This window comes from Hwangdonia sp., from assembly GCF_048381975.1.
In the GTDB taxonomy this organism is placed as follows: domain Bacteria; phylum Bacteroidota; class Bacteroidia; order Flavobacteriales; family Flavobacteriaceae; genus Hwangdonia; species Hwangdonia seohaensis.
Window position 1 is genome coordinate 23,624 of record NZ_JBLWYT010000008.1, and the last position, 11,537, is coordinate 35,160.

General features: G+C 34.5%; 13 protein-coding genes. 3 read left to right on the plus strand and 10 right to left on the minus strand.

All coding sequences use genetic code 11. The annotated features are described in order from the left end of the window. Positions 1-39: 39 nt before the first annotated feature. From ACN5J7_RS13810 to ACN5J7_RS13835, 6 genes are all read right to left on the minus strand, one after another. Positions 40-927, minus strand: a complete 888-nt coding sequence (locus ACN5J7_RS13810) for a DUF4835 family protein (protein ID WP_418604354.1) — start codon at positions 925-927, stop codon at positions 40-42. Further along, the gene (gene coaBC, locus ACN5J7_RS13815; RefSeq protein ID WP_418604355.1) at positions 920-2,131 is read right to left on the minus strand and encodes a bifunctional phosphopantothenoylcysteine decarboxylase/phosphopantothenate--cysteine ligase CoaBC; all 1,212 of its coding nucleotides are present in this window, start codon (positions 2,129-2,131) and stop codon (positions 920-922) included. Before coaBC ends, ACN5J7_RS13810 begins: the two co-directional genes overlap by 8 nt. A gap of 7 nt (positions 2,132-2,138) precedes the next feature. Continuing rightward, a complete protein-coding gene (locus ACN5J7_RS13820; RefSeq protein WP_311938832.1) occupies positions 2,139-2,468 on the minus strand; it encodes a DNA-directed RNA polymerase subunit omega in 330 nt (109 codons plus the stop codon). A 12-nt stretch (positions 2,469-2,480) separates the two neighbouring features. Then, positions 2,481-3,293, minus strand: a complete 813-nt coding sequence (locus ACN5J7_RS13825) for an outer membrane protein assembly factor BamD (protein ID WP_418604356.1) — start codon at positions 3,291-3,293, stop codon at positions 2,481-2,483. Between the two features lie 115 nt (positions 3,294-3,408). After that, the gene (gene dapA, locus ACN5J7_RS13830) at positions 3,409-4,290 is read right to left on the minus strand and encodes a 4-hydroxy-tetrahydrodipicolinate synthase (RefSeq protein ID WP_418604357.1); all 882 of its coding nucleotides are present in this window, start codon (positions 4,288-4,290) and stop codon (positions 3,409-3,411) included. Further along, positions 4,280-4,810 carry a DUF6913 domain-containing protein gene (locus ACN5J7_RS13835; protein ID WP_418604358.1) on the minus strand — a complete coding sequence of 177 codons (531 nt, stop codon included), beginning with the start codon at positions 4,808-4,810 and terminating at the stop codon, positions 4,280-4,282. Before ACN5J7_RS13835 ends, dapA begins: the two co-directional genes overlap by 11 nt. A 129-nt stretch (positions 4,811-4,939) precedes the next feature. Here ACN5J7_RS13835 and ACN5J7_RS13840 point away from each other — a divergent pair, with 129 nt between their 5' ends. After that, entirely contained in the window at positions 4,940-5,626 is a 687-nt protein-coding gene (locus ACN5J7_RS13840) for a 5'-nucleotidase C-terminal domain-containing protein (protein ID WP_418604359.1), read from the plus strand. Positions 5,627-5,687: 61 nt separating this feature from the next. After that, entirely contained in the window at positions 5,688-6,605 is a 918-nt protein-coding gene (locus ACN5J7_RS13845) for a bifunctional metallophosphatase/5'-nucleotidase (RefSeq protein WP_418604360.1), read from the plus strand. Here the strand turns inward: ACN5J7_RS13845 and ACN5J7_RS13850 are convergent. Next, positions 6,602-7,351: a hypothetical protein gene (locus tag ACN5J7_RS13850; protein WP_418604361.1), complete on the minus strand. Its 750-nt coding sequence runs from the start codon at positions 7,349-7,351 to the stop codon at positions 6,602-6,604. The two genes, ACN5J7_RS13845 and ACN5J7_RS13850, sit on opposite strands and share 4 nt — an antisense overlap. 173 nt (positions 7,352-7,524) lie before the next feature. Between ACN5J7_RS13850 and ACN5J7_RS13855 the strand changes: the two genes are divergently transcribed. Then, positions 7,525-7,908, plus strand: a complete 384-nt coding sequence (locus tag ACN5J7_RS13855) for a DoxX family protein (RefSeq protein ID WP_418604362.1) — start codon at positions 7,525-7,527, stop codon at positions 7,906-7,908. A 9-nt stretch (positions 7,909-7,917) separates the two neighbouring features. Here ACN5J7_RS13855 and ACN5J7_RS13860 read toward each other — a convergent pair whose 3' ends face one another. The 3 genes from ACN5J7_RS13860 to ligA all read right to left on the minus strand — a co-directional run bounded on the left by ACN5J7_RS13860 (position 7,918) and on the right by ligA (position 11,533). Continuing rightward, positions 7,918-8,625, minus strand: coding sequence for a hypothetical protein (locus ACN5J7_RS13860; RefSeq protein ID WP_418604363.1), 708 nt, complete (start codon positions 8,623-8,625; stop codon positions 7,918-7,920). 113 nt (positions 8,626-8,738) lie between these two features. Next, the gene (locus ACN5J7_RS13865; RefSeq protein ID WP_311938848.1) at positions 8,739-9,419 is read right to left on the minus strand and encodes a hypothetical protein; all 681 of its coding nucleotides are present in this window, start codon (positions 9,417-9,419) and stop codon (positions 8,739-8,741) included. A 119-nt stretch (positions 9,420-9,538) separates the two neighbouring features. Continuing rightward, entirely contained in the window at positions 9,539-11,533 is a 1,995-nt protein-coding gene (gene ligA, locus ACN5J7_RS13870; RefSeq protein WP_311938849.1) for an NAD-dependent DNA ligase LigA, read from the minus strand. Positions 11,534-11,537: the final 4 nt, after the last annotated feature.

Genomic DNA, 11,537 nt, shown 5'->3' on the forward strand with positions numbered 1-11,537 from the left:
ATGACAAATTATTAAAACAAAGCGAACTTTGAGTGATTTTTAGAATTTAATATTTCGCCATTTACTTGATTGAGTTGGCGCAATTTTTTGGAGTGTTTCTTTAAGGCTAGAAATATTCACATTTGGTCCGTCTGAGAAAATCTGCTCAATTTCATCGGCTTTGGCATCAAAAAAAGTACGCAAAACAAAGGAGTTTGGTCGACGGTTATTCATGGTTTTAAATGTCATTAAAGCATCGGCCACCTGCTCTTTTCCGCCTTTTGCGTCATCACCCATTATATCCAATCCGTTAATATGATAGTTATACATAACAGTTCTGTACTCTTTAAAAGTTGGCGAAAGCACATTGTCAATCAATGCAAACCTGCTTTGTAAACCATCTTCAATTTTCCAACCTTTAAAGTTTTCTTGTTGCGAATAATTGGTAATGGTTTGCGCCTGTGCATAATAGGAATCGCCGCCATTTTCCGAAAACGAATCGGCATCTATGGCTAAAATCATATAAATGTGAAACGCTAAAACCGAGACAAGGTTTGATTCGAATTGTGTTGGATTGAAAGTGAGATTTTGAAACTCCAAATACCTGAATGAAAAATCCTTATCGTTAAAACTATAAAGCGGTGTGCTGTAAGAAGACCCAAAAACGGGGCGTGACGACTGCACTTGCAGGGTTCCTTGAAACGCTTCGCCGCTAAAGTTGGTAATACTAATAACCATACTGCAATTGATACGTTCTTGATTTGCATAGGTTTTGTTGGTCCATTTGGTATTGTTTACAAACTCATTTAATTGCTTTTCAAGTGTTTTAAAAATTTGAAGATTTTCGTTTCCGGTTTGCAAAGCATTAACCACAACGTTGCAGTTTAACTCTTGCGAAAAGCCATTGACACCAAAACTTAACAGTAAAATAAATATTATATTACGCATCAATTTGTTTTATAATTTCGTTTAATAAATCTTTAGCAACCTCGGTTTTGGACTTTAATTGAAATTTGGTTATGTTTTCGTTTTCATCAATAAAAGTCACTTTATTGGTTTCCGTTTTAAAACCTGCTCCTTTATCGTTTAACGAATTTAAAACAATTAAATTTAAATGCTTTCTTTTTAATTTTCCAATTGCATTTTCAAGTTCGTTTTCAGTTTCTAACGCAAAACCAACCAAATACTGCTGTTTTTTAATTTGACCTAAAGATTCTAAAATATCCTTGGTTTTTGTCAGCTCTATGTTTAACGCTGAATCTTTCTTTTTTATTTTTTGAGCGGCTGCTTCTTTTGGTTTAAAATCGGCTACAGCTGCCGAAAGTATAGCAATATCTACATGTGCAAAATACCTATGGGCGGCATCGTACATATCTTGCGCACTGATAACGGGTACAACCTCAATTAAGGCATGATTTACTTTTTGATGCGTTGGTCCGGTAATTAAAACAACCGATGCGCCGAGATTGGCCGAAGCTTTCGCAATTTCAAAACCCATTTTACCGCTGGAATGATTGCCTATAAAACGAACCGGATCGATGGCTTCGTAAGTTGGTCCTGCGGTAATAAAAACTTTTTTTCCGCGTAGCGGCAATTTATCTAAAATATCGTTTTCAATAAAAGCGATAATATCCTCGGGTTCTGCCATGCGCCCCTCTCCCACTAAACCACTTGCCAATTCGCCGCTGGTTGCCGGAATCATAATATTTCCGAAGGCATCAAGTTTTTCAAATGATTTTAAGGTTGACGGATGTTTGTACATATCCAAATCCATCGCCGGTGCAAAGTAAACCGGACATTTTGCCGAAAGGTAGGTTGCTACAAGTAAGTTGTCGCAAACCCCATTTGCCATTTTGGAAAGCGTGTTTGCCGTCGCCGGAGCTATGATGAAATAATCTGCCCAAAGTCCTAAATCGACATGATTGTTCCACATCGCATTATCATCTTCTTCATTTGTAAAAGAAGAATAGACTGGATTTTTTGAAAGAGTTGATAAGGTTAAAGGTGTTATAAAATCTTTGGCTGAAGGCGTCATAACAACTTTTACGTTGGCGCCCGATTTTACAAATAACCTAACTAGTGAAGCTGTTTTATAAGCGGCAATACCACCACTAATTCCCAATAGTATGTTCTTGCCGCTTAGAATACTCATAATTATTTTATTCCTGAGAATCTTCCTCGGTATTTCTGTGGTAAATTTTATCGGTTAACCATTCCTGTACCGCTAACGCATGAGGTTTTGGCAACTTTTCGTAAAATTTAGAAACCTCGATTTGCTCTTTGTTTTCAAAAATTTCTTCAAGGCTATCGTTGTAAGTGGCAAATTCTTCCAACTTATCAATAAGTTCTTTTTTAATTTCCGAATTGATTTGCTCAGCGCGTCTTGCGATAATAGAAATTGATTCGTAAATGTTTCCCGTTGGCTCATCAATTTGATTTCTATCGTAAGTAACCGTATTAACAGGAGCGTTGGTTTTTTTTAAGTCCATTGACATAATTATTTAACTTTTAGTGCTGTAATTTTTTAATGCTTCATCCATTTCCAAAACCATAACATTTATAGCTTCGGTATATTTTGAGTTTGGATATTTATTTTTGAATGCTTCGTAGTATTCCTTAGCCGTTATTAAACGATCTTGTTTTTTGTACTCTACACTATTGATGCCTAATTTATAGGCAGAATCGAGCTTGTAAAACAAGGCGTCTTCTCGCAAACTAGAACCCGGGAAATCGAAAATAAAATTATCAAACGATTTTATAGCGGCTTCCAACTCTGTAGAAGTAAAGGCAATTTTATTGTATTGCTTAGCGATTTCAAACGCTTTCTTTTCTAATTTATAATCCAGTTCTTTAACCAATTTGTTTGCTTCTACGCTATACTCAGACTCAGGGTACAAATTGATAAAGGCTTGAAGTTTTTCGATGGCTTCAACCGTTTCTTTTTGATCTTTGGAATAAACCGGAGAAAGCATATAGTGGCTTTTAGCACTTAAAAAAGCGGCCTCTTCTACTTTTTCACTATTGGGATAACTCGATGCAAAACGTTCAAATTGATAACCGGCCACATAGTAATCCTTGGTTTTGTAAAATGTATTGGAATATAAATACATTAATTTTTCAGCTTGGGGCTTCCCTCGGTAATTTGGTACAATTTGCGCAAAAAGCTTGTTGGCTTTGGCGTATTTACCTTCGTTATACAAGGCTTCACCCATTTTAAATTTAGGAGCAATCTCTTCGTTTTTTAAAACTTTTTGATACTCGCTACAAGAGCTAAAAATAGAAATGGTAATTATGATATAAAAAAACTTCTTCATAGATTTTAAAACAGAATGCAAAATTAAGGTATTAATATGGATTTTAAAAATATAATTTCTCTGCTAAAATAAATGTTGAAATGTAGTAACCACACGGTTTAAGTTATATTTAACATTACTTAAATGTTTTAATAAATGAAGCAATTTTTTCTTTTAAGGAATTTGATGCCGGAACCAATGGCAACCTTACGGTATCTTGACATAGATTTAAGGCTTCAAAAACAGCTTTAATACCTGCTGGATTATTCTCTTCAAAAATATGGCCAACCACATCCATTAATTTAAAATGAATGGCGTATGCCGCTTTGGCTTCGCCCTTTAAACCCAAACGAACCATGTTTGAAAAGGCTTTAGGAAAGGCTTGTCCGATAACCGAAATAACACCTGCTCCACCGGCCAAAACCACACCCAAAGCCAAATCGTCGTCACCGGAAATAATTAAAAAATTATCGGGTTTGTTTTTTAACAATTGTAAATATTGCGCAACGTTATTCCCAGCTTCTTTAACGGCTACTATATTTTTAAAATCGTTTGCCAAACGCAACGTGGTTTCCACTTCCATATTTTTTGAAGTGCGTCCAGGAACGTTGTACAAAATAATATCTGTGGGGCATGCTTCAGCAATCGCTTTAAAATGCTGGTACAATCCTTCTTGTGTTGGTTTGCTGTAATATGGCGACACCGATAAAATGGCATCAATACCACTTAAATCGGTTGCTTTTATTTCTTCAATTACCGATGCTGTATTGTTACCGCCAATACCCAAAACCAGTGGCAACCGACCATTATTAGCTTTCGATATGGTGTTAACAACAGCCCGCTTTTCTTCTTTGGTAATGGTAACACTTTCTCCCGTTGTACCACAAATTACAAGGTAATCGGTGCCGTTTTCAATATTGAAATTAACAATATTCGCCAAAGCGTCATGATCTATACTCAAATCAGTTTTAAACGGTGTAACCAATGCCACTCCAGTACCTAAAAACTTACTGCTCATTTTTAATTTTATTTAATATGGTTAAGTATTTATGCACTTCGGCTTTAAATACGTTAAATTCTTTTATGTTGGTGTTTATTATTAAGTCGTTCAATCGATCATCGGTTTGCAAAATGCCTATTTTAAATTGCGCTTCAGATTTTGCCGTAAGCAACTTTAATTCCAAATCTTCAGTTGTATAGTAACTAATCAACACATCAAACTTTGTGCTTAAAAACGTTTGCAATTCTATATTTTTAATGGTGCCGCTCCACCCAAAATCCTTAGGGTTGTAACAGGCATCCCAAGAACTTATGGTGTCTCTTTTATTTGCCGAAAACGCAATTATTTTAAGCTTATTTGGGCGTACGTTTATATGATCTGCCAAGGCCCTAAATAATTCAAAATCATCAACTTCGTCAATATTTAAGATAACACCCAAACTTTTAACCTCGCTGTCGGTAACGCTTACTTCGCGTTGCGACAACAATCTGTTAAGGTGCTTTTTATTAGATTTTTCTTTAAAACCTTTTAAAATCATTTATCTTTATCCTTTTCGCAAAGGTAGCAAAAGTACATTCAAAAAATCGTTTCGTATATGAGGTTCACACATTTTATTTTTTTGTTATATATTTTTATTTTTTTGGGTTGCAAGCAAGAAAAACTGCACTTGACTAAAATTGAAGGCAAGCAAATTCAGATTACCGATAGCTTAACGCCTAACGCCGAAATCGAAACGTTTATCAAACCTTTTAGGGATAATATCCAAAAGGATTTAGATAGTGTTTTAGCGTATTCAGTAAGTACCTATTCTAAAACCGATGGCCATTTAAATACGGCCGTTGGTAATTTTATGGCCGATGCCGTTTACAGTGAGGCCAATCCTATTTTCAAAAAAAGAACCGGTAAAAATATCGATATGGTTTTGTTGAACCATGGCGGCATTCGTTCAGTTTTAGCAAAAGGAAATGTTACCAAAAGATCCGCTTTTAAATTGATGCCTTTTGAGAACAGCATTGTAGTTGTGGCGCTAAAAGGCACCCAAGTTGATAGTATTATCTCTTATTTAAAATCCAAAAAAAGAGCGCATCCCATTTCCAAATTGAAACTTGTGCTTGATAAGGATTTTAATGTTTTTGAAGCGAAAATAAACGGAGAAAACATAGATAAAAATAAAACCTATTATGTGGCTACCAACGATTATTTATACAATGGTGGCGATAATATGTCGTTTTTTAAAACCAACGACAGCCTGTATAATTTAAACTATAAATTAAGAAATGCCCTAATTGATAAATTTACGAAGTTAGACACCATAAATCCCGTGATTGACGATAGGTTTATTCAATTAAAATAGTTTAAGAATATATAATTATTGGGTTATTTAATCCATGCATAAAAAACAGTTTAAAAACAAAATGAAACGCAGAGATTTTATACAACAAGCCACGGCGGGAACCGCATTAGTAACCCTTGGTAGTTTAGGGTTGCAGTCGTTTACTTCGTCCATAAAAACATCAAAAATCACTATTTTACACACCAATGATGTACACAGTCATATTGATGCTTTTGGACCAGAGGATGGCAGAAATGCCAACAAAGGGGGTGTAGCCAGAAGAGCGGCTTTAATTGAAGCTATCAGAAACGAAAATCCAAATACCTTACTTATGGACGCCGGCGATATTTTTCAAGGAACACCATATTTTAACTATTATGGTGGCGAGTTGGAGTTTAAGTTAATGAGCAAGCTAAAATACGATGCGGCAACCATTGGCAACCACGATTTTGATAATGGTATTGAAGGTCTGTACGCCCAATTGCCGCATGCCGAATTTGAATTTATATCGGCCAATTACGATTTTTCAAACACCATAATGGACACCCATGCCAAACCGTATAACATATTTAAAAGAGACGGCATTAAAATTGGAGTTTTTGGTTTGGGAATTGAGTTAAACGGATTGGTTGACCCGTCCATGTTCAAGGAAACCAAATATTTGGATCCTATTGAAACAACTCAAGAAATGACCAGGATTCTTAAAGAAGATGAGCAATGCGATTTAATAATCTGTTTATCGCATTTAGGCTATAATTACCGAAATAGCGACACAAAAATAAGTGATTTAAAACTGGCCGCTGCCACAAAAAATATCGATTTGATTATTGGCGGGCACACCCATACTTTTTTGAAAAAACCAACCGTAGTAAAAAATATTGAAGGTAAAAATATGCTAGTAAACCAAGTGGGTTGCTACGGCATTAATCTTGGTAAAATAGATTTTTATTTTGATGCCGATAAAAACAAAGCGGCAAATGGCACATCCATAATTGTTTAGGCGAAAATATTATCGGAATTATAACTGTCCTGAGGTTTGTTTTGGGTAATTGCACTTTTGTTTTCAACCATTACATAAGTTAACAACAGATAAATGCCAATGGCGTAAATAATCCTTTCCAACATTACAAAACTCCAGCTGTACACGTAGTATAAACTAACATAGCTCAGTATTGTAGAGAAAACCAAACATAAGGCTACCATTAAAAAGAGAATGGAAAGTTTGGTGTCGTTTGCCAAATATTTTCCGAAGGCCAAAAAGACCAGCAGTATTAACGAAAGGTTTTTTACACCAAACAAAAGCACCTCGAAGCTATCGGGCACAATGGCTTTTAAAATACCGTAAAAAGTGTATAAAAAATAAGCGTTTATTAAAAACACAACTACTAAATAAGTGCCAACAACCTTATCGATATTAAAAAACCTAAACTTGGAAAGTGCTATTCCTATTAAACTCATATAGCTCAAAAAGTAAAAAACACTAGAAGCTTTAAAGAATATTTCGTTTTCAAAAAATGCCAATGAGACATCACCTAAAAACGAAAACAGGAAAAATAAAATAAAAGGAAGACTCAGCGTTTTATACTTCATAAAAAACAAAATCAACAAAGCAGGGATAAAAAACACTTTTGTGGTTCGTAAAAATAGGGCATCTTCACTAAAAGCGCCAAAAATATTTACAGAAACCAAAAGCAATAATGCGCCAAAAAACAACTTATTAAAGCTAAGTATGAACGAATTTTTCATGGTATTTTATATAAGTAGGTTAAACAAATATAAAAATAAAAATCAATTACAGCGATAAAATCGTACTTTTTGTCGATTATTTTGTTAGTATTTAGTGTTTTAACGATAAAAAACACATAACCGCAAAAAAGAAACCTTATTAAATATCTCCTACTCTTAATAATTGTTAAAACATGAAAAAAAACATATCGTTAATTTTAAGAATACTTGTGGCTGCTATTTTAATTCAGACCCTTCGTTTTAAATTTACAGCACTTCCAGATAGCGTATATATTTTTAAAACGATTGGGTTAGAGCCTTTTGGACGAATAGGCATAGGTGTTTTGGAGCTTATTGCCGGTGTTTTACTATTAATACCTAAAACGGTTTGGTTAGGTGCGGGCTTAACCATTGGTTTAATGTCTGGTGCAATTTTCATGCATTTAACCCAACTTGGGATTGCCATAAATAACGATGGTGGAGTTTTGTTTTTTACTGCGGTTATTACTTTTATACTAGCCTCTGTAATACTTTACCGCTTCCGCAAAGACATACCATTTATCAACAAAAAGATGTAATTGGTCGATTTATCCCGCTGCTAAGACTTCTTCTGTTTCATCCTCAAGTTTTGATTGTTGAAATAAAAAAAAGAATGCCAAAACAAACAAGGACACAAACATAAAGTTTAGTAGATTTTGATTTGCTATATATATGTATGCAATATTGATAACTTCGCTAAAAACAATACATAAAGCGCCCAGAAATAAGAATAACGATTTTTTATCATCCTTATAAAAATAATTTAAAAGAGAGACCGAGAGCACCAAAAGTATCAAAATATTATACGAGATTTCTAAAATATACTCTACCGATAAGCTTAATGAAGGAGAAATAATTTTAAACAACACATACCCCATATACGAACTTAAAATGGCGAGCACTATTACCTGTACCTTAAATCTTTTTATAACCTCCTTAAAATTTATGGATCTATATATCTCTATCAACAAAAACACATAAGCCGCTACACACAGTGTATTACAGATATAATAGTACGTTTGGTAAACCATGGCATCTTTTACAAATAGCATGAGTTCGGGGATGGAATAGCATATTAAAAAAAGGCTGAAAAAAAGAGTTTTCTTCTTAACCGAAATAAAATAAAGCAGCGTAATAAGCGGAATAATAAGCACACTAATTTGAGTGGCAACGTATGAGTATTCAAAGAATTCAAATCCCACAAATAAGATATAAACCAAACTTATAAATCCTATTAAAACCTTAGAAATAATCATGGCTGTAAAAATTAACACACAAATTTAACAAAATATACAACTAAGCCTAGACATTGTTAACCTTTTTAAGTTAATTAAAATAAATTGTTGATGATTTTATAATAAACAGCTGGTTACGTTATTGGGTCTTTAATTTTATTAACCTTTACATGCTTTAAATTTGATTGCTGATATAGAAAATAAAAAGCCAAAACAAACAAGGACACCGATAAAAAATTAAATATATTTTGATGTATTACGTACATATAAGCCACATTGATTACTTCGCTAAAAACAATACATAAAGCTCCAAAAAAGAAGAATAATGATTTTTTATCATCTTTATAAATATAATTTAATAATGCTACCGACAGCAGCAAAAGCATTACCACATCATAACTTATTTCTATCAAATATTGAGTTGTAAACTCTATATAAGGACTTATAGTTTCCTGCAAAACATAGGCTATATATATGTTTAAAATTGTAAGCACCACGATATGTATTTTGAAATTCTTTAAAACATGTAAAGTACAAACCGATTTACAGACTTCAATTAAAAGAAAAGCATACGATAACATGCTTAAAATATTTCCAGATAAATAAAAATAGAAATAAGGTATATAATCAATGATGAAAACAATTAATTCCGACAGGGAATAAAACACTAAAAACAAACTAAAAAACAGTGTTTTTGGATATACCGAAACAAAATAAAGCACTGCTATTAAAGGGAATACAATGGAACTAAAGCTTTCTGCCACAACCTCGTTACCACTAAATTGAAAAACAACAAAAAGGATATAAGCTAGCATAATTAAACCTATCAAGATGTTCGACTTGAACTTAACAGCTTTTATAGTCATGTTACAAATATAAACAAATTCTACAATTAAACGGAATTAAAATGTATTTTATCGATGAAAATTGAAATTTATTTTATTTTTTGTAAGAATTCGTATTCGTTTATAATATCTATATTTAGTTGTTCGGCCTTTAGTTTTTTACTTGGCCCCATATTGGCACCCGCAACTATATAACTCGTTTTTGATGAAATGGAGCTACTCACCTTGCCACCGTTGTCTTCGATAAGTTTTTTTAAATCGTTTCTGGATATAGATTCAAAAACACCTGTTACCACAATGGATTGCCCTTGTAAAATATCGGTTTGCCCTTTAAGTTGATCGGCAGACATTTCCAACTGAACTCCAAACTGTTTTAGCCTATTTAGAATAATAACATTCTTTTCATCTTGAAAAAAAGCTGTTACGCTTTGAGCTATTTTAATGCCAATTTCATCAACATTTACCAAATCTTCTTCTGAAGCATTAGCAATAGCATCAATACTTTTGTAATGTTTAGCTAACTTTTTTGCAACCGTTTCTCCAACAAACCTAATGCCCAAGGCAAACAAAACACGCTCAAAAGGAATTTGTTTTGACGCTTCAATACCCGAAACCAAGTTTTCGGCACTTTTTTCTGCCATGCGCTCTAAAGGCATTACCTGTGCTTTTGTTAACTCGTATAAATCAGAATAATTATCAATCAAACCTTCGTTAACCAACAGCGCTACGGTTTCGCCTCCCAATCCTTCAATATCCATGGCTTTTCTGGATATAAAATGTTGTATGCGACCAATTATTTGAGGTTTACAACCATTGTAATTGGGGCAATAATGCTGGGCTTCACCTTCTTGTCGTATCAATTCGGTGTTACATTCAGGGCAATGGGTAATGTATTGGGTTGGGACAGAATGCGGTTTCCGATTTGTTAAATCCACAGCAATTATTTTTGGGATAATTTCCCCGCCTTTTTCAACAAAAACCATGTCCCCTACCCTAATATCCAATTTTTCTATTTGATCGGCATTGTGTAACGATGCCCGCTTTACGGTTGTACCGGCCAACTCAACGGGTTCTAAATTGGCCACAGGGGTGATGGCTCCCGTACGACCAACTTGATACGTAATCTCGTTTAACCGCGTCGAAACCTGTTCTGCTTTAAATTTATACGCCATAGCCCAACGTGGTGCTTTTGCGGTATAACCCAATTCTTCTTGCTGTTGCAAACTATTCACTTTAACAACCACACCATCGGTTTCGTACGGCAAATCGTGTCGATGTACATTCCAATAATTTATAAACTCCAAAACTTCATCGATTGAATGAGCAAGTTTTGCAGCATCTGGAACCTTAAACCCCCATTGTCTGGCTTTTTCCAAACTTTCAAATTGCGTTTTAATGCCTAAATTGGAGCCCGTAATATTGTACAGTAAACATTCCAGCGGCCGTTTTGCAACTTCTGCGCTATCCTGTAGTTTTAAACTTCCAGACGCCGTATTTCTTGGGTTTCGGTAAGGTTCTTCGCCCAACTCGATACGTTCCTCGTTCATTTTATGAAACCCGTCAAAGGGCAAAACGATTTCACCACGAATATCAAATTTTGGCGGATAATCTCCCTTTAATTGTAATGGCACCGATTTTATGGTCTTTACGTTTGCCGTTACGTTATCACCTTGAAATCCGTCGCCACGGGTTACTGCTTTGGCCAATAGTCCGTTTTCGTAAGTTAAACTTATAGAAGCGCCATCGTATTTAAGTTCGCAAGTGTATTGAATAGCCCCATCGACCAACTTTTTAATGCGGGTTTCCCAATCTTGCAGGTCTTCTTTTGAATACGAATTATCCAACGAATACATACGGTGCTCGTGTGCAATGGTTTCAAAATTTTTGGTTACTTCGCCCCCAACGCGTTGTGTTGGTGAGTTGGCATCAAAAAACTCGGGATGTTTTGCTTCCAGCTCTTGGAGCTCCTTTAGTTTTATATCAAAATCGTAATCTGAAATGGTGGGATTGTCAAGCACATAATAATTGTAATTGTGTTCCCGTAATTCGTTGCGCAGGTTTTGTATGTGTTGTTTTATGTTCATTTTT